Consider the following 19565-nt stretch of genomic DNA (forward strand, 5'->3'; position numbering starts at 1 on the left):
TCTCAGCCACATCGGATTCAACGTGCTGTGGCTGCTGCCGTTCGGAAGTGCGGTGGCGCGCCGCTTCGGCGCAATGCGGTTCTTCCTGTTCATGGCGGTGACCGCGATTGCCGGCGCGCTGGCGCATCTGGTTACCCACGAACATGCGGTGGCGCCGATGATCGGCGCTTCGGCGTCGGTGTCCGGCGCGATGGCGGCCGCCATCCGTTTCGCCTTCGTGCAGGGCAGCTTCCTGTCGTTTCGCCGCGGCGATGCCGATGCGGCGGCACAGGTGCCGGCGCTGTCGCTGCTGCGCGCCTTGCGCAATCCGCGCGTCCTGGGATTCCTCGGCGTCTGGTTCGGTGTCAACATCATCTTCGGGGTCGGATCGATTGCGATCGGCGCCGACGGCGTAAGTGTCGCCTGGCAGGCGCATATCGGCGGATTTTTCGCGGGTCTGCTGTTGTTTTCGCTGTTCGATCCCGTTCCGCGCACCCGCAGCGAAGCCGCCGATACATCATCCTCCGACGTGTCCGGTCCGGGCTGATCGTCGCTGCTCTCGCTATTCCATTCAGCGTCCCTATGTGTTCAGATATGCATCTCTTGATCGCATCCAGGGAGGCGACAATGACGGTACGTGCAATTCTCGATTCCAAGGGCCACGCCATCTTGAGCGTCGAGCCGGAAGCGAAGCTTTCGGCCGCGGTAAAGATTCTGTCGGAGCGGCGGATCGGCGCGGTGCTGGTCATGAGCGGCGGGCGCATCGAGGGCATCCTGTCGGAGCGCGACATCGTGCGCGTGCTCGGAGAGCGCGGCGCCGCCGTGCTGGACGAGCCCGTGAGCACGGTGATGACGCGCAAGGTCGTCAGTTGCCGGGAGAAAGACACCGTCAGTTCGATCATGGAACGGATGACATCGGGCAAGTTCAGGCATCTGCCCGTGGTCGAGGACGACAAGGTGGTCGGCCTGATCTCGATCGGCGACATCGTCAAGTGGCGCGTCAAGGAATTCGAGAACGAGCAGGAAGCGCTGCAGAACTACATCAAGACCGCCTGATCATCAGGCTTTGGGCTTCCTTTCGACCACCGTGCCCGGCTCGCCGGGCGCCGGCGGCGCGAGAATCTGGATCGCTTCCTGGATCGATTCGATGGCGCGTTCGGCCGCGCGCGCGCCATGCGCGATCAAATCGCCGGCGCGGTGGAAATCGAACCAGCCGATCTGGCCGACCCGCGGCGAGATCAACAGGTCCGGCGGATCGCCGGCGAGCCGCGCGCGGGTGATGCGGTCCTGCATGATGTTGAAGGCATCGACCATGACCGTGGAGATGCCGGGGCTGCCGCCGCCGCCGAAAAACTCGCGCTTGACGGTGCGCTCGGGCGAGAAGAATTTCCCCAGGCCGCGCTTTGGCGGCGCGACGGCCACTTCGATCACCGGTTCCGGCGCATCGGCCGCCGGGCCGTGGGAGAAAATCGTGGTGCTATGGGCGAATACGTCGCTGGAGAGATTGGCGGCGATCACCATCTCCGCACCGAGCGCACGCGCGGCCGACACCGGCACCGGATTGACCAGGGCGCCGTCGACCAGCCAGCGGTCGCCGACCAGAACCGGCGCGAAAATTCCGGGCAGGGCATAGGAGGCGCGCATCGCATCGACCATGCGGCCATGGGTCAGCCAGATCTCGTGGCCGGTCCTGACCTCGGTCGCGACGGTGGCGAATTTGAGCGGCAGCTCTTCGATCAGCGTCTTGCCCAACGCGGCCTCCAGCTGGGCGGCGAGCTTGGCGCCACCGATCAGCCCGGATCCGTTAAGGCGGATGTCAAGATAGCCAAAGATGTTCCGCGGCTGCAGGCTGCGCGCCCAGTGCTCCAGCGCATCGAGCTGGCCCGCGGCGTAGGAGCCGCCGACCACGGCGCCGATCGACGTGCCGACCACGACATTGGGAACGATGCCGTGGGCGACCAGGGTCCTGACAATGCCGATATGGGCAAATCCGCGCGCGGCGCCGCCGCCCAAGGCCAGCCCGATCACCGGCCGCCGGATGCTGCCGAGGCCGACCTTGTCGCGGCTGTTGGATCCGTTCTGGCCGCGGCCGATCAAATTATCCAGCACCGGAGGGACTCCATGGATGACGCGCCAAACTTATTCGCTGCGGCATGATCTTGCCAGAATGCGCTGCAGGCATGGTTTATGCCGCCGTCCGGGTCTCGGCTCCGGCTAGTCTCCCGATCCGCAATTCACTTGACCTCAGCGCACGCCTTTCCCTGAAACTTGCAAGCGAAGCGACCTCGGCACCACCCACACGAGGCCGAAATTGTGACTAGACCGCGACGCCAGGGGCAATACTTTCCTCTTTAGCCCCTTTCTAAAGAGGCGGTGGACCTGCAAGCCCGGCTGCAGGCTTGAATTTGCCGCGTTTTCGGTGAAAAGCATGCGTCATGACTGCGTGGGGCCATATTCGAAAAGACCGCGGGGCCGATCGAGCCGGACGGTGCGGACGCCTGGCATCGACGCTTGCGCTCGCCGGCTTTATCGCGGTGGCGACCCCAACCGTCTCGTTTGCCCAGTTCTTTAGCGATCGTCCGCCGCCGGTGCCCCCGGCGTCGGTGCCCGACGTGCCCTCCGGCGGCGCCATCAGCCTTGCCCCACCCTCGGGTCCGGCATCGGTGCCCAATCTGCCGGCGCCGCTGACCCAACCTCCGGTTTCCGCCGTGACGCCGCCGGTGGTGGCGCCGCCGATCGCATCGACGCCCGGGCAGGCGGTGTTGTCGCTGACGGCGCGTTACGGCAAGGATCTTCCGGTCATCAACAGCGGACTGGTGTGGCGGGTTTTTTCCGACCGGCCCGACGAGACCGGCACCTTCAAGCTGGTCCGCGAGGAGCGCGGCGCCACGCCGAATATCGTGCTGCCCCCCGGCGGCTATGTCGTCCATGTCGCGCTCGGTCTGGTCAGCGCGGTGCGGCCGGTGACTTTGAAGGCCGATACCTTCCGCGAATCTTTCCTGCTGCCGGCCGGAGGCCTGCGTATCGAGGGCCGCGTCGGCAGTTCGAAGATTCCACAGAACCAGATTTCATTTGCGATTCACAAGGGCAGCCAGTTCGAGGCCTCCGAGCGCGCCGCGCTGGTGCCAAGCGTTGCCGCCGGCGATGTGGTGCTGGTGCCGGAGGGAACCTATTACATCATCTCCAACTACGGCGACGCCAATTCGGTGGTGCGCTCGGACATTCGCGTGCAGGCCGGCAAGCTCACCGACGTCATCATCACCCATCGCGCCGCGGTCATTACCCTGAAGCTGGTCGGCGACAAGGGCGGCGAGGCGCTGGCCAACACCGCGTGGTCGGTGATCACGCCGGGCGGCGACGTCATCAAGGAATCGATCGGCGCGTTTCCCCGCGTGGTGCTGTCCGAAGGCGAATACCGCGCCATCGCCAAGAACGAGGGCAAGGTGTTCGAGCGCCCGTTCAACGTCGTCAACGGCGTCGACGGCGAAATCGAAGTAGTGGCGCGCTAGAGAACAGCCTCGTGTCCCGGACGCGGTGGCGCGAACGTCTCCACCAGGGAACTGCTCCGACATTTTCCATGCTTGGCTCTCCCGGTTCCGCTCAAGTTCCCTTAGCTCAACCAACCAACCGTCGCGCGTCGCGCGGAACCAACCTCGGCGCGCAGGGTTGCTAGGACGTACTTGTTTTCATCCCTCGGAGGCTTCCCATGACAAAGACCAGCTTTCTAGCAAGTTGCGCGGTTGCCGCGATGATGGCGTTGCCGATCGCGGCGCATGCACAGGGCGGGCCGGCGGCGGGCGCCGCGACCGGCGCGGTCGGCGGTGCCATTGTGGGCGGCCCGGTCGGTGCGGCGGTTGGCGCGACCGTCGGCGCCGTCGGCGGCGCGATCGCTGACGATGCGCGACCGCGGTTCCGCTCCTATGTGGTCGAGCGACGTCATCCTTCCTACCGCTATGACCGCGAAGTGCGCGTCGGCGCCGATCTGCCGTCGTCCGGCGTGACCTATTACGAGGTGCCGCGCGAATATGGCGTGACCAACTACCGCTATACGGTCGTCAATGACCGGGCGGTGCTGGTCGACCCGGGTACCCACCGCATCGTCCAGGTCATCGACTAGCGTTTGAACCGGAAGCGGCTCGCATTCGCGGGCCGCTTCTGTTTTTAGGGGTTGGGCCATGCAGCTCTTGATCGGATATCTGGTGGCGCTGTCGGTCTTCCTGGGCGGCGGGTATGCCGGTGTCCAGTGGCTGCTGGCCCCGGATGAACCTGCCGCTGCGGTAGGCGATGGTTCGCGCGCGGCCTCCGCATCGAGGTCGCGGGCGATCAACGCCAAGAAATTACGCGAGGCACGCGCGCTTCATCGCAAAGTGGCTGAATCGCTGGCGGAAGACGGCGTCAAGCCGGCTCCGGCCGCGGTCGAAGATGGCGACGACCGTTCCGTAAAAATTGCCGATCCCTCGAACGCCCGCGCCGCAGCGGATGCCTCGACGGATGCGGCCAGGCCGCACGTTCCCGACACGGCGGTGCTCGCGCACGATCCCAAACTGGACGCAAGGGCGGAGATCAGTGCGGTTGGCACGCCGGAGAAAATCAAAGCCGTCCACAAGGAATCCGATGCACAGCAAAGGCCGGCCGGCAAGGCCGACAGTGCACGCGTCACGCCCAGGAAGCCCCCCGAAATCAAGGCCGGGCCCGCGTCCGAGCCGGCTGCCGGTCATTCCGAAGTGCCGATCGCCAAGAAACAGGCCGTTAGGAAACAGGCGGTCAATAAGAAAGAAGCGGTTTCAAAAAACAGGCGAGGCGAGCGATTTGCATCGTCTTCGCGCAAGCCGGTGATGATGATCTTGCGCACGATCGAATTTCCCGACGGGCGCCGTGAGCAACGGCTGCTGCCGATGACCCAGGCCAGATCCGGATTGGCCGGATACGGCAGCGTCTCGGCCTTCGCGGATGACGATGATTTTTGATCTGACAGTACGTCAAGTCCGCGCATAACGCCGAACATTCGATCCTAAAACCTTGTCACGATATCGCCGAGCGCCGGGCGCGGACGGTCTTCGCTTGGCTTCGAAGGTGTGCCGATATGAATGAAGCCGGCGATTTTTTCGTTCGCCTTCAGCCCGAGCCCGTCGAGCAAGTCGCGGTCGTAGGCGAACCAGCCGGTCAGCCAGTTGGCGCCATAGCCGAGCGCGGTGGCGGCGGTAACGATGTTCATGGCGCTGGCGCCGGCGGACAGTTGCTGCTCCCATTCCGGCACCTTGGGATGCGGCTTGGTAAAACTCACCACCGCGATCACCAGCGGCGCGTCCATCAGGCGGCGCTTCTCGACCTCGATGTCGGCCGGCGGGCTCTGCGGATTTTTCCGCGCGAACACGTCCGCGATCGCCTCGCCGGCGCGGGCGCGGGCGTCGCCTTCGAACACGATGAAGCGCCACGGCGCCAGCTTGCCGTGGTCGGGCACCCGCGCGCCGACGGTGAGGATGGTCTCAAGTTCCGCGGGCGAGGGGCCGGGCCCGCTCATCTCGCGCGGCTTTACCGAGCGGCGGGTTTTCAGGAAGTCGATGGCGTCGGGCAAGATGAGTTCTTTCAGTGGGAATGAATTTAGGAGACCGCATATCATGGAGATAAGCAGCCAACGAGGCGGTTAAAGCGTATTTAGATTCGATTGTGAATGGAATTCGTCAGGCGTAGAATCTACGCGAACAGTGCCAGGTCATCCAATGGATATTGCACCGATCAAATCGCAGCGCGACTACCGCCAAGCCCTGAAGGAAATCGAAGGCCTAATGAACGCCCGGCGCAATACGTCGCAAGGTGATCGACTGGATGCGTTGCTCTGGTACAGGCGTGGGAAGGATCGTTGTTTGAACGATATCCTGTTTCCCAATTACCGCCGTCATCCTGAGGTGCTCGCCCTCTCGGGCGAGCCTAGAAGGATGGGCTACATGCACCAGGGCTGTCGTTCGAGACGCCGCGCGCAAGCGCGCGGCTCCTCAGAGCCTGACTGAAAAGGGGGCGTCATGGCCGAGCTTGTCCGGCCATCCACGTCTTTCTTTCTTGTTTGGATAGAAGTAAGACGTGGATGCCCGGCACAAGGCCGGGCATGACGAGCAAAGGGCAAGGTCAGATTTCACCTGAAAGATTTCCAGTCGGACTCTCAGGATGACGGCTGAATGTCAAGCCCGGCCATGGCGACACATGACGATCATGCCACCTCCCGCACCCGTCTCACGTCTGGCGGCGTGGCCTCTTCGACCAGAGCCGCGATCGCCTCGCCGGTCGGCGTCACCTGCTGCCGCTCGCTGCCTAGGCGCCGGATCGAAACCGAGTGCGTCTCGGCTTCCTTCTTGCCGACCACCAGCAGCGCCGGGATCTTCGCCAGCGAATGCTCGCGGACCTTGTAGTTGATCTTCTCGTTGCGCAAATCGAGCTCGACGCGCAAGCCGGCGCGCCGCGCCGCCGCGGTGACGACTTTTGCGTATTCGTCGCCTTCCGAGGTGATGGTGGTGACCACGGCCTGGATCGGCGCCAGCCAGAGCGGAAAATTGCCGGCATAGTGCTCGATCAAAATGCCGATGAAGCGCTCCATCGAGCCGCAGATCGCGCGGTGCACCATCACCGGGGCTTTCTTCGAGCCGTCGGCGTCGATATAGAACGCGCCGAACCGCTCCGGCAGGTTGAAATCCACCTGCGTGGTCCCGCACTGCCAGTCGCGGCCGATCGCGTCGCGCAGCACGTATTCGAATTTCGGCCCGTAGAAGGCGCCTTCGCCGGGATTGATCGACGTCTTGATGCGATTGTGGCCCTGCGCCTGGATCTGCGACAGCACCGTCGCCATCACCCGCTCGGCATGGTCCCACATCTCATCGGTGCCGACGCGCTTTTCGGGACGCGTCGACAGTTTTACCGTGAGCTCGCCCTCAAAGCCGAAATCCGCATAGGTCGAAAGGATCAAGTCGTTGATCTTCAGGCATTCGTCGGCGAGCTGCGCCTCGGTGCAGAACACGTGGGCGTCGTCCTGGGTAAAGCCGCGCACCCGCATCAGCCCATGCATCGCGCCCGACGGCTCATAGCGATGCACCACGCCGAATTCGGCTAATCGTAGCGGCAGGTCGCGATAGCTCTTCAGGCCGTGCTTGAAAATCTGCACATGGCCGGGGCAGTTCATCGGCTTGATTGCGAACCAGCGCTTGTCTTCGGCTTCGTCGCCGGCCGATTGCGCGGCGAACATGCTTTCGCGGTACCACTCCCAGTGGCCGGAGGTCTCCCACAGCGACTTGTCGAGCATCTGCGGCGCGTTGACTTCGTCGTAATCGCCGGTGAGCCGCCGCCGCATATAGGCGACCACAGCCTGGAAAATCGTCCAGCCCTTGGCGTGCCAGAACACCACGCCGGGACCTTCCTCCTGGAAGTGAAACAAATCGAGCTCGCGGCCGAGCTTGCGGTGGTCGCGTTTTTCCGCTTCCTCGATCTGCTTCAGATAGGCGTCGAGCTCTTCCTGCTTTGCGAACGCGGTGCCGTAGATGCGCGTCAGCATCGGATTGTTGCTGTCGCCGCGCCAGTATGCGCCGGCGACCTTCATCAGCTTGAACGCGTTGCCGACCTTGCCGGTCGACGTCATGTGCGGCCCGCGGCAGAGATCGAACCAGTCGCCCTGATAATAGATCTTGATCGGCTCGTCGCCGGGAATGGCATCGACAAGCTCGACCTTGAACGCTTCGCCCTTGTCGCGAAACACCTGTTTTGTCTTTTCGCGATCCCAGACGTCCCTGGTGAACGGCTTGTCGCGCGCGATGATCTCGCGCATCCGTTTTTCGATCGCGGCAAAATCCTCCGGCGTGAACGGCTCGTTGCGGAAGAAGTCGTAATAGAACCCGTTCTCGATCACAGGACCGATGGTGACCTGCGTGCCCGGCCACAGCGACTGCACGGCTTCGGCGAGCACATGCGCGGCATCGTGCCGGATCAGCTCCAGCGCGCGGGAATCGTCGCGGTTGATGAACTCGATCTTGACGTCGGCCTCGATCGGATCGGCGAGATCGCTGACCACGCCATCCAGCGCCATCGCCACCGTGCGCTTGGCCAGCGACGGCGAGATGCCCCTGGCGATATCGAGGCCGGTGACGCTCTTGGGGAATTCGCGCGTCGCGCCGTCGGGGAAGGTGAGGGTGATCATCTCGGGTTCGACAGCCGGTTTGAGGTTGGCGAGGCCGTACTGGAATCCGGACGCGGGCGCGTTCTTGTCGGGCATATGGCTCTCCTGAGGCTCACTCCTGCGAACGAGCGCAGGTAAGCGGGAACGAGGAGGGCTTTTAGCGCAAGGAAGAGGGAAAGGGAACGGGGGCTATTTAGGCGCGATCGCGGCGGGAGACGGGCCGGCGGCACCCCGAAGCACCGTTTTGGTGTCTTCGTCATAGTCTTTGGCAGCAGCGCATGGCTTGCCATCTTCCCCGAGCAGACCTTTTGCGAGCTGTGCGGAAAAGGCACGCCGATCTTCCGTTTCGGAAATCCAGTTAGCGACAATGTTTTCGACAACCGCCTTACGCTCTTCTTTAAGATCATCGCAGACAAGTTTCCGGAGCAATTCGGCATGTGCCCTATCAAATTGCTCCCGAGGAACGCTGCCTTGGCACTTGCTCTCTTTGTCGAAGGCCTGTGCATCATCCTGCGCCGGATCAACCTCGAATCCTCGATGCATTCGGATAGCCACTGCCTTTTTGCTGGTAGGAGTGGTGGTAAGGCTGGTATCCGGAATTTCCGCGACCGAACGTTCGATAAAAGTAGAAATTGCAGCCGGCGTTGCCTTAGCATGTAGCATTGGACGTAGCGTTGGCGATCTAAATCTCCCCCCCACTCGTATATCCGCGCCAGTTTCGATGACGTCATCGAGCTTGCGATCAATGACGCGCGCCTCTGTGCAATTGAGGTTTGCTGTGCGCCAGACCCAGACATTAGATAATAGCGAATAATCGAGGACCGTATCCATGAAGTCGGCACCTTGGAGGTGGACGCCGTCCAGCATCGCGCCTTGAAGCTGAGCGCTTTTTAGCGAGGCGCCCTGTAACCAAACGTCCTTGAACCATGCGCCTTCGAGATGGGCACCGTCCAGAATTGAGCCCTGAAGCTGGGCGTTGATAAATGACGCGCCCTGCAGCCGAGCGCCCTCGAGAAAAGCCCCTTGAAGTTGAACTTCTTCAAGTTGCCCTCCCTGAAAACTGGTTATGCTCAGGTTAGCTCCCTGAAATTGAGTCCCAACCAAGCGTGAGTCGACGAAGCTGGCAGCTCTCAGCACGGCTCCTTGAAATTGAGTACGAAAGAGCAAAACGCCACGGAATTTCGTGCCGTTGAGGTATGCGCCTTGAAATCGTGCATCCGACAGGTTCGCGCCCTGAAGATCCACGAAAAACATCGTGGCGCCCAAAAAGTGAGCTCCTGTGAAGTCGACGTGGCGAAGATCCCCGGATATCGTAATGCAATTTAGGTCGCGATTGCGCAGGCTTCGAGCAGGTTCACCCGCCCACGGCGCCAGCTTTCTGTCAGAAATGGCTTTCTCAGCCTTGGCTACTTTCTCGTCGTCGACGAAATAGCCCAACGGGATCAGGCGATCGAATCTTAGGTCGGTATGCTCAAAACTTTGATGGAGCCATCGTCCGCAACCCACGGAGGTTAGCGGCTGCCCGGTGAACAGATTGACGTGGGGTTCGCCCGGAAATGTACCGAACGACAGGGATAGAAGAACAAAGAGAATGCCTGCGGTCATCGGTAGCGCGAGCAGTCGCAAACCTTGCCCATCGGGCTGCCGGCCTTCGCTCGATCTCAACAGCTCCGTGACACGGAACGCCATGTCCCCAATTCTCCGTCGCCAGCTTGGCCACTCGAACTCGCGCTGCGGATTGAGCACAAGCGGCCAAAGTTTGAATGCCACGACGAACTCCAGCAGGATCAGGAACCGATGCGTCCAGGTCGCGAGATGGCTGTGATAGGGCAGGAACATGAATTGAAACGTCAGCAGTGTAATGATTGGCGCGATCACCAAGGTGATCCATGCCATCGCCTTGAGCAGTGATCCGAACCAGCCTTCACGTTCACGCGGCGAGCCCGCGAGGATTTGCGCAAACAGCGTGTTGGCGAGGCGTTGGCGGAGAGAGACATTTGCCTCCGGAGACAAATTGTCTTGCTCGATGAGTTTCGCGACTGCCGCGTCATACGCGCCAGCAGTCCGCGCCAGCAGGATCAGTTGGATCAGCACATAGGCGTGAAAGACCACGAACAGGATCGGAGCGAGCCAGAAGAATCCCCACAGCGGCAGGTCGATATTCAGCACCGGCAACTTGACCGGCTCGGCGAGGAAAAGCTGGCGATGAGTGACGGTCGTGGCGGCAATTAGGAGATACAGTGAGAAGATCAGAAAGCTCACCCAGATCGTCGATACCCGCGTCGCCGAATCGTTCAGCGACTTCTCCAGCGCTTCGACATCGAATGGATCGATCTTCTTGGTGTCCGCCATGGCCTTTCACTGCCCGCATAGGTTGAAGTGTTGCAGGTGGTGCGGCGCCATGCAAGCGCGCGCGGGCCGGCGAGATTGGATACCGGGGGTTTGCCCCTGACGATCTGGCATAAGGCGCACCACGCCTCAAGATGAGCAGGCCGCACCACGCTGAAACGCCAGCCCCATCCTTCCTTTCCCCGCTGCCATCGCCTACATGCATCTGCATGCATGCTCCGACTCCCTCCGCCCGCCGCTTTTCGCCCACCGCATTGATGCTCGGAAATTTCGTCACCGGCTGCTCGGTGCTGGCGCCGGCGGGGATGCTGAGTGAGTTATCCGCGGACCTAGGCGTCGGCATTCGCGACGCCGGGCTGCTGATCACCTTCGGCGCCGCGGTGCTGTGCATCGGCTCGCCGCTGACGGCGTGGCTGACCAGCCGGATCGAGCGCCGCACGCTACTGGCCGCAACCCTGGCGATATTTGCCATCACCAATGCCGCGTCCGCCTTCGCGCCCGATTACGCGACGCTGCTGGGGCTCCGCCTGATCATGCTGGCGGTCGGCGCGCTCTATACGCCGCAGGCGGCCGGCACCGCAGGCCTGATCGTTCGCGACGAAAAACGCGGCAGCACCATCGCCTACATCTTTCTCGGCTGGTCGCTGGCCGCGGCGGTCGGCCTGCCGATGATCGCCTTCATCGCCAGCCGCTACGGTTTTCGCGCGGCGTATGGCGGTATCGCCGTGACCGCAGCTTTAAGTTTTCTGCTGCTGGCCTGGCGCCTGCCCGGCGGATTGATCGGCGCGCCGGTCGACCTGAAGACTTGGGGTCTTGTCGGGCGCAACCGGATGATCCTGCTGCTGCTCCTGATCACCACCTTGCAGATGTCCGGGCAATTCGTGGTCTTCACCTTCATGGGGCCGCTGCTGACGAAGCTGACCGGCGCCGGTCCCGATGCCGTTGGCCTGGTGTTCGCGATCTACGGCGTGTTCGGTTTTATCGGAATAGCGTCGCGACCCGCATCGTAGATTCCTGGGGACCCTATAAAAGCTCGCTGCTGTTCACCAGCCTGCTGCTCTCCGGCATCTGCGGCTGGGCGCTGACCGCGGGCGTTTATCCGCTGATGGCGCTGTCGGTCGCGATCTGGGGGCTCGGTTTCGCCTCGACCAACTCCATGCAGCAGGTGCGGCTGGTGATCGCGGCGCCGCCGCTCGCCTCCGCGTCGGTGTCGCTGAACACCTCGGTGCTCTATGTCGGCCAGGCGGTAGGCTCGGCGATCGGCGGCGTCCTGTACGCGCACGATCAACTCTACGCGGCCGGCTATGTGGCGGCGGGATTTGTCGCGCTGGCGCTGCTCACGGTGATCTCGACAAGCAGGGTTTCAGCGGCGAAATCCTGAACATCGCAATCCAGAAGCCACGAAGCGGATTGCTTCGTCCGCCTCGCTGCCCGCAACGACGGTCAAGGCCCGTTGACCCCGCGCCAGCGCCCGAACCGCCACGGCAGATACCAGCATGCGCCCGCGGGTTTCGTCGGCGGCACGTTGTCGATGCCGGAGGTGCCCCAGGGCTGGCAGCGCAGCAGCCGCGCCAGCGTCATCCAGCCGCCGCCCCACAGGCCGAAGCGCTCGATCGCCTCGTCGCCATAGACCGAACAGGTCGGAAAGTGTCGGCAGTTGTATCCGACCAGCGGCGAGAGCGTGTGCCGGTAGAGCCAGATCATGGCGCGCCCGGCATTGCGCGGCAGCCGTTGCAGCGCGCCGGTACAGTCCGGACATTGCGACGAATTGGCGGATGGATGTTTCATAAGCGGTCTGCTCATTTGGGAGCGCGGTTTTGCCTGGTTCCGTTGCAGGGAACCGCCTCGGCTATGCAATTGAGTCACACCTGCCAAATATCGCACGCATCTAGTGGCAGCGCAGCAATATTGTCCAAGATGTTAATGGACGTCTTTGTGTCGTGAGGTTACCTTTTTGATAACGCTTGGATGACAGAATCATCTGGTGTTGATTTGGGGGCCGTTGCTACTGCTTCGCTTGGGGCGAGGGGGAAGGAACCAACTTGAGGCTGTCGCTTACATTCGGCGGCTCGGTGCTGCTCTGCGCCGCGGCCTTGTGCATCGCCCTCACTGGCCCCGTGGCCACCTCGGGCGGCTCGGCGCATGCGGGCGGCACCCTTGAAGAACGCAAACTGCCGATGCGGTTCACCTGGGTCGCGTGCCAGCCGAATTGCCGCGGCTGGGTCGGCGCGGTCGGTATCGTCACCGCGGACACCCCGAGAGAATTCGATGAATTTGCGCGCACACGCCAGCTCGGCGGCGCCGCCGTCGTGCTGGATTCCAGCGGCGGCTCGGTCAACGACGCCATTGCGCTGGGCCGGCGCTGGCGCAATCTCGGCATGCTGACGACGGTCGGCACCAGCTTCGATCCGCGCAACGGCGACCGTGCCGGCGTTGTACCGCAAGCCTATTGCGAATCCATGTGCGTGTTCCTGCTGCTGGCGGGCAAGGTTCGTTACGTGCCCGATGGCGCGCATGTCCGGGTGCATCAGATCTGGATGGGCGACCGCGCCGATGACGCCAGGGCCGCGAGCTACAGCGCGCAGGATCTGATGATCGTTGAGCGCGATATCGGCCGCCTCGCCAAATACACCTTCGACATGGGCGGTACCGGCGATCTGTTGTCTTTGGCGCTGAGCGTGCCGCCCTGGGAAGATCTGCGCGAACTGTCGCCCGCGGAATTGCGGCTGACCAATCTCATCACCACCGACGCGGTCGCCGAAGTGTTTTCGCCGAACGACAGCAACGCCAATGCGGCGGTTGCCGATGCGAGTGCAAAGATCCAGGATCGCCTCACGAGCGAGATCGCGGGCGCGGAGAAGCCGCTTCCGGCGCCGAAGTCCACCAAGACCGCGGAAGCCGCCGTGCTGCCCACCGGCGGCGTCGCGGCTGCGGATCGCAAGTAAGGTCCGCCGAGCGTTCAGCCCTGTGCCGGCGCCGGCGCCGGCGCTTTCGCCTTGGCCTCGATCTGGCCGATCGCATCGACCACCGCATCGAAGGTCAGCATGGTCGAGGCATGGCGGGCCTTGTAGTCCCGCACCGGCTCGAGCAGCGCGATGTCGGCCCATTTGCCCTGCGGCGGCTGGCCGTTTTCCTTCAGCATCTTGCGTACGGTCTCGCGCAGTTCTCGCAGTTCGTCCGCGGTCGAACCGACCACATGCGCGGCCATGATCGAGGACGAGGCCTGGCCAAGCGCGCAGGCTTTCACGTCATGGGCGAAATCGGTGACGACGGGACCGTCCATGGTGAGGTCGACCTTGACGGTTGAGCCGCACAGTTTCGAATGCGCGCTGGCGCTGGCGCCGGGGGCGGGGAGGCGTCCGAGACGGGGAATATTGCCGGCCAGTTCGATGATGCGCTTGTTGTAGATGTCGTTCAGCATAAGCGTGAGGTCTCAGGCTCGTAAGTGGCCGGCGGGCCGGATCGCCCTTGGCGGTACCCGGCCATGGTCCTATATATGGTCGCAGTCGGCGGAAATACAGTCCGGCCGGCGCCCGGTCACGCTCCGGCTCTCATGGCCGGTCGAACGGAGTTGACATGGACGCATTGATCAAGCCACTGCGCGGAAACAAGCCTTCCGACGCCAAGCCGGCCGAATTTCGCCCCGCCGAACTCGACCCCGCCGAATTTCTAGCCGCCGCCGTGCGGGCGGACCAGCCGCGTCCGTCGCGTGCCGAGGCCGAGCACGCGGTCAAGACGCTGCTCGGATATATCGGCGAGAACCCGGCCCGCGAGGGCCTGCTGGACACCCCGCGCCGGGTGGTCGAAGCCTTCGACGAACTCTATCAGGGCTATCACCAGTGTCCCGCCGAGGTGCTCAACCGCACCTTCGGCGAAACCGCGGGCTATGACGATTTCGTGCTGATCCGCGACATCGAATTCACCTCGCAGTGCGAGCATCACATGATGCCGTTCTACGGCAAGGCGCATATCGCCTATACGCCGGTGGAGCGCGTGGTGGGTTTGTCGAAACTGGCGCGTCTCACCGATATCTTCGCCCACCGCCTGCAGACCCAGGAGCATCTCACCGCCCAGATTGCCGCCGCGATCGACGAGATTCTAAAACCCCGCGGCGTTGCGGTGATGATCGAGGCGGAGCATACCTGCATGTCGGTGCGCGGCGTCGCCAAGCACGGCGCGATGACGTTCACCAGCCGCTTCACCGGCATGTTCCGCGACAATCCGGCGGAGCAGGCGCGTTTCCTGTCGATGGTGCGAGGGCCGCAGCGCTAGCCTCGCTCGAAATTTTGGCGAGGTTTTCCGTGTCCACAGCTTCTGACAGTAACGACCGCGAGGAAGGGTTGAAATTCCAGCCCAAATTCGACGCCTCCGGCCTCGTGACCTGCGTTGCCACCGACGCCGGCACCGGCGAGGTGCTGATGGTCGCGCACATGAACGCCGAAGCCTTGCGCAAGACCATCGAAAGCGGCGACGCCTGGTATTTCAGCCGCTCGCGCAATGTGCTGTGGCGCAAGGGCGAAACCTCCGGCCACACACAGCGCGTGGTCGAGATGCGGCTGGACTGCGACCAGGACGCGGTGTGGATCAAGGTCGAGCAGACCGGCGCGGCCTGCCACACCGGAAGGCGCTCGTGCTTCTATCGCGCGGTCGACAACGGCGAGAGCGGCGCGGCGCTTTCGTTCGTGGACTGACGCCGTGGCAAACGAAGGGAATCCGCATTCCGGTTCGGCTTTTCAAGCCATTCGGGCGATCGACTACACGGTGATTTTCGTGCGCGATATGGTAGCGATGCGCCGCTTCTATGAAGACATCCTTGGTTTTCCGCTTTTACGAGAACTCTCGGCAGGCTGGATCGAATATCGGGCGGGCGCCAATACGCTGGCCTTGGCGAGGCCAAGCCTGACTGCGGCAGATGCTCCAATGCCCAACGGCAGCGCTTCGCTGCAGCTGGCCTTCAAGGTTTCCGCGCCCGAAGTCGATCGCTGCGCCGACGAACTCATGCGGCAGGGCGTCAATCTGCTCGCACCGCCCACCGACCAGGTCTTCGGCCATCGCACGCTGTTCTTCCGCGATCCGGATGGAAATCTGCTGGAGGTGTTTGCGGAAATTTAGTTGAAGCCTAGTCCTTCATTCCGTATCCCGCCATCCGCGCGCGGACATTTTCGATCTCCGTCTTCGACAGCAGCGGCGGCGTTCCGATCTGAAGGCAGCCGCAGTACTGCCGCGCCAACGTCTCGACTTCGACCGCGAGCCACATCGCCTTTGCAAGCGAGGGTCCTATCGCGATCATGCCATGGTGCGCGAGCAGACAGGCCAGCCGGTTTTCCAGCGCATGAACGGCATGCCGCGACAGCTCCTCGGTGCCGAACGTCGCGTATGGTGCGCACCGGATGGTGTCGCCGCCCGCAGCCGCGATCATGTAGTGGACCGGCGGAATCTCCCGGCCCATGATCGCCAGTGTTGTCGCATAAGGCGGATGGGCGTGGACCACGGCGTTCACCTCGGGCCGCGCTTTCAGGATGTCGAGATGAAAGTGCCATTCGCTCGAGGGGCGCTGGCCGGGATCGAACAAACCATCGAGATTCATGAACACGATCTGGTCGGGTTCCATCGCCTCATAGGGCACGCTGGTCGGCGTGATCAGCATTCCAGCACCGTGACGCAGGCTGATGTTTCCGGAGGTGCCCTGATTGATTCCGAGCGCGTTCATGCGCAGGCAGGCATCGATGATGGACTGTCGCTTGTCCCGGTCGTTTGCCGTCGACATTGATGTTCCCTCTGATGGGGGTTGCGGAGGGCGCTTCCGCATGTTGAATGCGAGAGTGTAACACGCGGGTAGCAAGTCATGACAACGGCGGTGCTTGGCATTATCGGCGGGTCGGGCATCTACGATCTGCCCGGGCTCGAAAATGTGCGCGACGAGGCGATCGCCAGCCCGTGGGGAGAGCCCTCGGCCCCGGTGCGGCATGGCAGCATCGCAGGCCTGCCGATCGTGTTTCTGCCGCGCCACGACAAGGGTCACCGTCTGTCGCCGTCCGACATCAACTACCGCGCCAATATCGACGTGCTCAAGCGCGCGGGCGTCACCGACCTGGTCGCGCTGTCGGCCTGCGGCTCGTTCAAGGACGAATTGCCGCCCGGGACCTTCGTGCTGGTCGACCAGTTCGTCGATCGCACCCACAAGCGCGAGAGTTCGTTCTTCGGCAAGGGCTGCGTCGCGCATGTGTCGATGGCGTATCCGGTGTCTCCGCGACTGCGCATCCATCTTGCCGCCGCCGCCGAAGCTGAAGGCATCGCCGTGGCGCGTGGCGGCATCTATGTCTGCATGGAGGGCCCGCAGTTCTCCAGCTACGCCGAGAGCATGACCTACAAGAATCTCGGTTATTCGGTGGTCGGCATGACCAACATGCCGGAGGCCAAGCTCGCGCGCGAAGCGGAGATTTGCTATGCCAGCGTCGCGATGGTCACCGATTTCGATTGCTGGCATCCCGACCACGACGCGGTCACGGTGCAGGATATCATCCGGGTGCTCAATTCCAACGCCGACAAGGCCAAGGGCCTGATCGCGCGTCTGGCAAGGGATTTTCCGCGCGAGCACGAGCCGTGCCCGATCGGCTCGGACCGCGCGCTCGACACTGCGATGATCACCGCGCCAGAGGCGCGCGACCCCGAGCTTTTGAAGAAGCTCGACGCGGTCGCGGGCAGGGTGCTCGGGCCATGAAGGTCGACGGCAAGCACTTCCGCAGCATCTGGCTGGAGCCGGACGGCTGGTCCGTGAGTGCAGTCGACCAGACAAAGCTGCCACACGAATTCGTCGTCGCGCGGATCAGGAGCTGCGAAGCGGCGGCCGACGCCATCCGCTCGATGCTGGTGCGCGGCGCGCCCTTGATCGGCGCCGCCGCCGCCTATGGGGTGGCATTGGCGATGCGCAGCGACGGCTCCGACGCGGCGCTCGATCGGGCCTGCGCAACACTGATCGCAACGCGGCCGACGGCGATCAACCTGAAATGGGCGCTGGACGAAATGAAGGCGGCGCTGCTGTCGCTTGCGGCCTCGGCGCGCGCGCAAGCGGCCTACATCCGCGCCGGCGAAATCGCCGAACAGGATATCGCCATTAACCAAGGCATCGGCCAGCACGGCCTTGCCCTGATCGAAAGGGTCGCGGCGGCGAAGCCGCCGGGCGAGCGGGTCAATGTGCTGACCCATTGCAATGCCGGCTGGCTGGCAACGGTCGATTGGGGCACCGCGACGGCGCCGATCTATCTTGCGCACGACAAGAGCCGGGCCATTCATGTGTGGGTCGACGAGACGCGGCCGCGCAATCAGGGGGCTTCGCTTACGGCGTGGGAGCTCGGCCATCACGGGGTGCCGCACACCGTCATCGCCGACAATGCCGGCGGCCATCTGATGCAGCACGGGATGGTCGACCTGGTCATCGTCGGCACCGACCGCACCACTGCCAATGGCGATGTCTGCAACAAGATCGGCACCTATCTGAAGGCGCTCGCCGCGCATGACAATGGCGTGCCGTTCTATGTGGCGTTGCCATCGCCGACCATCGATTTCGGCATCGGCGACGGCGGTCAGATTCCGATCGAGCAGCGCGCCGCCGACGAGGTCGCCATGATGACCGGACGGACCGCGGATGGACGGATCGAGAGCGTGCGGATCGTTGCCGAGGGCTCGCCGGTTTCCAATTACGCGTTCGACGTAACCCCGGCACGGCTGGTCACGGGCCTGATCACCGAGCGCGGCGTGCTGCAGCCCAACCGCGCCGCGCTGGCCGGCGCGTTTCCCGAGCGGGCGGGAGTGAAAGCGGCGCGGTGAAAGGCATCGTGCCCCTTAACCCTCCATTAACCATAATTGTCGCAGGGTCGATGCGGGCTTAAGGCTGCAAGCAGCGCATTTCGATAAGGCCGCGCGGCGTTTCGCGAGGGAGCGGGGCACCAACACATGTCGGTCGACGCTTCCAGTGCCAATCCAGCGGCAGGCATCGACCCGTCGCGCGCCAAAATCGCCGGCGCCATCAGGCAGGCCGCCAATACCACCGGCACCAGCTTCGAATATTTGCTGGCCACCGCGAAAATGGAATCCAACTTCAATCCGGCCGCCAGCGCGTCGACGTCGTCGGCGCGCGGCCTGTTTCAGTTCATCGACCAGACCTGGCTTGGCACCGTGAAGGAAGCGGGCAGCCAGCTCGGCTACGGCAACTATGCCGACGCCATCACAAGATCCGCGTCCGGGAGCTATTCGGTGAGCGATCCTGCGGCGCGCAGCGCGATCCTGAAACTGCGGGACGACCCGGCGGCCGCTTCGGCGATGGCGGGCGTGCTGACGCAGTCCAACAGCTTTCGGCTCACCGGCAAGATCGGCCGCCGTCCCACCGGCGGCGAGCTCTACATGGCGCATTTCATGGGGGTCGGCGGCGCCGCCAAACTGATCGCCAATGCCGAGGACAATCCGCAAGCCTCCGGGGCGCGGCTTTTTCCCAACGCCGCCGCCGCCAATCGTTCGATCTTCTACGAGCGCGGCGGACGGGCGCGCAGCGTCTCCGAAGTCTATTCGGTGCTGACGCAGCGCTACGCCAGCGCCGCCAATTCATCGGCGACGCGCACCGCGATGGCATCGGTTGGCGTGACGCCCGCGAGCAAGTTCGCGGCAGCCACGGCGGTCGACAACGTCGCCTATCTGTCGAGCTTTCCCGATGCGCGTTCGGTCACGCCGGCAGCCGCGACGCCGCAACCGGCCATCGCCACGGCGTCGCTGCAGCAGCCGGGCCAGCCGATGTTCCGTTCGCTGTTCCATGCCGGCGATCGTGCCCAGCCGGTCTCTCCGGCGGTGCAGGAATTGTGGGGCAACTCTTCCTCGCTGACGTCAGTGCCATCGCCGTCATCGCTACCAAAAGTCCGCACGCCGCAGCCGCTCGATCTGTTCAGCGACCGCAACGGCACGTTCAGCGGCTAGCTCGTGCCCCGGACGCAGCGCAGCGCGCAGCACTTGCGGAGCGGTGCGCTGCAGAGCCGGGGCCGCAACGAGGCGCGGTGTCCGTGACCGTCCCGGCTCTGCGGAGCAGCGTGAAAAC

The 19565-nt window shown here is 63.6% G+C and carries 20 protein-coding genes and 1 pseudogene; 14 read left to right on the forward strand and 7 right to left on the reverse strand.

Translation table 11 applies throughout. The annotated features are described in order from the left end of the window. Together VGP39_RS17890 and VGP39_RS17895 are read left to right on the forward strand one after the other, a co-directional pair. Positions 1-526 (forward strand): rhomboid family intramembrane serine protease (locus tag VGP39_RS17890; protein ID WP_327569434.1); only part of this gene is annotated, 526 nt, incomplete at its 5' end. Between the two features lie 80 nt (positions 527-606). Beyond that, positions 607-1035, forward strand: a complete 429-nt coding sequence (locus VGP39_RS17895; protein ID WP_327569435.1) for a CBS domain-containing protein — start codon at positions 607-609, stop codon at positions 1033-1035. Positions 1036-1038: 3 nt separating this feature from the next. Here VGP39_RS17895 and VGP39_RS17900 read toward each other — a convergent pair whose 3' ends face one another. Continuing rightward, positions 1039-2088 (reverse strand): patatin-like phospholipase family protein, encoded by a 1050-nt coding sequence (locus VGP39_RS17900; RefSeq protein WP_327569436.1) that lies wholly within the window; start codon positions 2086-2088, stop codon positions 1039-1041. Between the two features lie 326 nt (positions 2089-2414). Here VGP39_RS17900 and VGP39_RS17905 point away from each other — a divergent pair, with 326 nt between their 5' ends. The 3 genes from VGP39_RS17905 (at position 2415) to VGP39_RS17915 (ending at position 4946) form a co-directional block, all read left to right on the forward strand. Beyond that, a complete protein-coding gene (locus tag VGP39_RS17905; protein WP_414644712.1) occupies positions 2415-3488 on the forward strand; it encodes a hypothetical protein in 1074 nt (357 codons plus the stop codon). 197 nt (positions 3489-3685) lie between these two features. Further along, positions 3686-4096: a DUF1236 domain-containing protein gene (locus VGP39_RS17910; RefSeq protein WP_327569438.1), complete on the forward strand. Its 411-nt coding sequence runs from the start codon at positions 3686-3688 to the stop codon at positions 4094-4096. A 58-nt stretch (positions 4097-4154) separates the two neighbouring features. Beyond that, positions 4155-4946 (forward strand): hypothetical protein, encoded by a 792-nt coding sequence (locus VGP39_RS17915; protein ID WP_327569439.1) that lies wholly within the window; start codon positions 4155-4157, stop codon positions 4944-4946. A 44-nt stretch (positions 4947-4990) separates the two neighbouring features. Here VGP39_RS17915 and VGP39_RS17920 read toward each other — a convergent pair whose 3' ends face one another. After that, the gene (locus VGP39_RS17920) at positions 4991-5554 is read right to left on the reverse strand and encodes a nitroreductase (RefSeq protein ID WP_327569440.1); all 564 of its coding nucleotides are present in this window, start codon (positions 5552-5554) and stop codon (positions 4991-4993) included. A 145-nt stretch (positions 5555-5699) separates the two neighbouring features. Between VGP39_RS17920 and VGP39_RS17925 the strand changes: the two genes are divergently transcribed. Beyond that, positions 5700-5987, forward strand: a complete 288-nt coding sequence (locus tag VGP39_RS17925) for a hypothetical protein (RefSeq protein WP_327569441.1) — start codon at positions 5700-5702, stop codon at positions 5985-5987. A gap of 197 nt (positions 5988-6184) precedes the next feature. Here the strand turns inward: VGP39_RS17925 and thrS are convergent, their stop codons facing one another. Both thrS and VGP39_RS17935 read right to left on the reverse strand, forming a co-directional pair. After that, positions 6185-8230, reverse strand: coding sequence for a threonine--tRNA ligase (thrS, locus tag VGP39_RS17930; RefSeq protein ID WP_327569442.1), 2046 nt, complete (start codon positions 8228-8230; stop codon positions 6185-6187). 93 nt (positions 8231-8323) lie between these two features. Beyond that, entirely contained in the window at positions 8324-10486 is a 2163-nt protein-coding gene (locus VGP39_RS17935; RefSeq protein WP_327569443.1) for a pentapeptide repeat-containing protein, read from the reverse strand. A gap of 206 nt (positions 10487-10692) precedes the next feature. On the opposite strand from VGP39_RS17935, the pseudogene VGP39_RS17940 reads away from it, so the two are divergent. Then, positions 10693-11864, forward strand: a pseudogene (locus VGP39_RS17940) (MFS transporter). 62 nt (positions 11865-11926) lie between these two features. Here the strand turns inward: VGP39_RS17940 and yidD are convergent. Then, positions 11927-12271 carry a membrane protein insertion efficiency factor YidD gene (yidD, locus tag VGP39_RS17945; RefSeq protein WP_327569444.1) on the reverse strand — a complete coding sequence of 115 codons (345 nt, stop codon included), beginning with the start codon at positions 12269-12271 and terminating at the stop codon, positions 11927-11929. Between the two features lie 254 nt (positions 12272-12525). Between yidD and VGP39_RS17950 the strand changes: the two genes are divergently transcribed. Next, positions 12526-13428 carry a hypothetical protein gene (locus tag VGP39_RS17950; protein ID WP_414644713.1) on the forward strand — a complete coding sequence of 301 codons (903 nt, stop codon included), beginning with the start codon at positions 12526-12528 and terminating at the stop codon, positions 13426-13428. A 14-nt stretch (positions 13429-13442) separates the two neighbouring features. On the opposite strand, the gene VGP39_RS17955 is transcribed toward VGP39_RS17950, so the two are convergent. Beyond that, positions 13443-13904, reverse strand: a complete 462-nt coding sequence (locus tag VGP39_RS17955) for an iron-sulfur cluster assembly scaffold protein (RefSeq protein ID WP_327569445.1) — start codon at positions 13902-13904, stop codon at positions 13443-13445. Between the two features lie 155 nt (positions 13905-14059). On the opposite strand from VGP39_RS17955, the gene folE reads away from it, so the two are divergent. Genes folE through VGP39_RS17970 form a run of 3 tightly spaced genes read left to right on the forward strand, consistent with a single transcriptional unit; the run spans position 14060 to position 15595 of the window. Further along, positions 14060-14755 carry a GTP cyclohydrolase I FolE gene (gene folE / locus VGP39_RS17960; protein ID WP_327569446.1) on the forward strand — a complete coding sequence of 232 codons (696 nt, stop codon included), beginning with the start codon at positions 14060-14062 and terminating at the stop codon, positions 14753-14755. Between the two features lie 29 nt (positions 14756-14784). After that, the gene (gene hisI, locus VGP39_RS17965; protein WP_327569447.1) at positions 14785-15174 is read left to right on the forward strand and encodes a phosphoribosyl-AMP cyclohydrolase; all 390 of its coding nucleotides are present in this window, start codon (positions 14785-14787) and stop codon (positions 15172-15174) included. Between the two features lie 4 nt (positions 15175-15178). Then, positions 15179-15595, forward strand: coding sequence for a VOC family protein (locus VGP39_RS17970; protein ID WP_327569448.1), 417 nt, complete (start codon positions 15179-15181; stop codon positions 15593-15595). A gap of 7 nt (positions 15596-15602) precedes the next feature. Here VGP39_RS17970 and VGP39_RS17975 read toward each other — a convergent pair whose 3' ends face one another. Further along, a complete protein-coding gene (locus VGP39_RS17975; RefSeq protein WP_327569449.1) occupies positions 15603-16250 on the reverse strand; it encodes a class II aldolase/adducin family protein in 648 nt (215 codons plus the stop codon). Positions 16251-16328: 78 nt separating this feature from the next. On the opposite strand from VGP39_RS17975, the gene VGP39_RS17980 reads away from it, so the two are divergent. From VGP39_RS17980 to VGP39_RS17990, 3 genes are all read left to right on the forward strand, one after another. Next, positions 16329-17204, forward strand: a complete 876-nt coding sequence (locus VGP39_RS17980; protein WP_327569450.1) for an S-methyl-5'-thioadenosine phosphorylase — start codon at positions 16329-16331, stop codon at positions 17202-17204. After that, complete coding sequence (gene mtnA, locus VGP39_RS17985) at positions 17201-18310, forward strand: S-methyl-5-thioribose-1-phosphate isomerase (protein WP_327569451.1); 1110 nt, start codon at positions 17201-17203, stop codon at positions 18308-18310. The genes VGP39_RS17980 and mtnA overlap by 4 nt, the downstream gene beginning before the upstream one ends. A 126-nt stretch (positions 18311-18436) precedes the next feature. Continuing rightward, positions 18437-19447 (forward strand): transglycosylase SLT domain-containing protein, encoded by a 1011-nt coding sequence (locus tag VGP39_RS17990; protein WP_327569452.1) that lies wholly within the window; start codon positions 18437-18439, stop codon positions 19445-19447. Positions 19448-19565: the final 118 nt, after the last annotated feature.

The organism is Bradyrhizobium sp., assembly GCF_036009065.1.
Classification (GTDB): Bacteria; Pseudomonadota; Alphaproteobacteria; order Rhizobiales; family Xanthobacteraceae; genus Bradyrhizobium.

What these genes read in the sequence shown, in the direction of transcription:
- VGP39_RS17905 (WP_414644712.1), top strand. Translation starts at nt 2,415, where the DNA reads ATGACTGCGTGGGGCCATATTCGAAAAGACCGCGGGGCCGATCGAGCC.
- VGP39_RS17975 (WP_327569449.1), bottom strand. Translation starts at nt 16,250, where the DNA reads ATGTCGACGGCAAACGACCGGGACAAGCGACAGTCCATCATCGATGCC.
- folE (WP_327569446.1), top strand. Translation starts at nt 14,060, where the DNA reads ATGGACGCATTGATCAAGCCACTGCGCGGAAACAAGCCTTCCGACGCC.
- thrS (WP_327569442.1), bottom strand. Translation starts at nt 8,230, where the DNA reads ATGCCCGACAAGAACGCGCCCGCGTCCGGATTCCAGTACGGCCTCGCC.
- yidD (WP_327569444.1), bottom strand. Translation starts at nt 12,271, where the DNA reads ATGAAACATCCATCCGCCAATTCGTCGCAATGTCCGGACTGTACCGGC.
- VGP39_RS17895 (WP_327569435.1), top strand. Translation starts at nt 607, where the DNA reads ATGACGGTACGTGCAATTCTCGATTCCAAGGGCCACGCCATCTTGAGC.
- mtnA (WP_327569451.1), top strand. Translation starts at nt 17,201, where the DNA reads ATGAAGGTCGACGGCAAGCACTTCCGCAGCATCTGGCTGGAGCCGGAC.
- VGP39_RS17935 (WP_327569443.1), bottom strand. Translation starts at nt 10,486, where the DNA reads ATGGCGGACACCAAGAAGATCGATCCATTCGATGTCGAAGCGCTGGAG.
- VGP39_RS17925 (WP_327569441.1), top strand. Translation starts at nt 5,700, where the DNA reads ATGGATATTGCACCGATCAAATCGCAGCGCGACTACCGCCAAGCCCTG.
- VGP39_RS17910 (WP_327569438.1), top strand. Translation starts at nt 3,686, where the DNA reads ATGACAAAGACCAGCTTTCTAGCAAGTTGCGCGGTTGCCGCGATGATG.
- VGP39_RS17990 (WP_327569452.1), top strand. Translation starts at nt 18,437, where the DNA reads ATGTCGGTCGACGCTTCCAGTGCCAATCCAGCGGCAGGCATCGACCCG.
- VGP39_RS17955 (WP_327569445.1), bottom strand. Translation starts at nt 13,904, where the DNA reads ATGCTGAACGACATCTACAACAAGCGCATCATCGAACTGGCCGGCAAT.
- VGP39_RS17980 (WP_327569450.1), top strand. Translation starts at nt 16,329, where the DNA reads ATGACAACGGCGGTGCTTGGCATTATCGGCGGGTCGGGCATCTACGAT.
- VGP39_RS17915 (WP_327569439.1), top strand. Translation starts at nt 4,155, where the DNA reads ATGCAGCTCTTGATCGGATATCTGGTGGCGCTGTCGGTCTTCCTGGGC.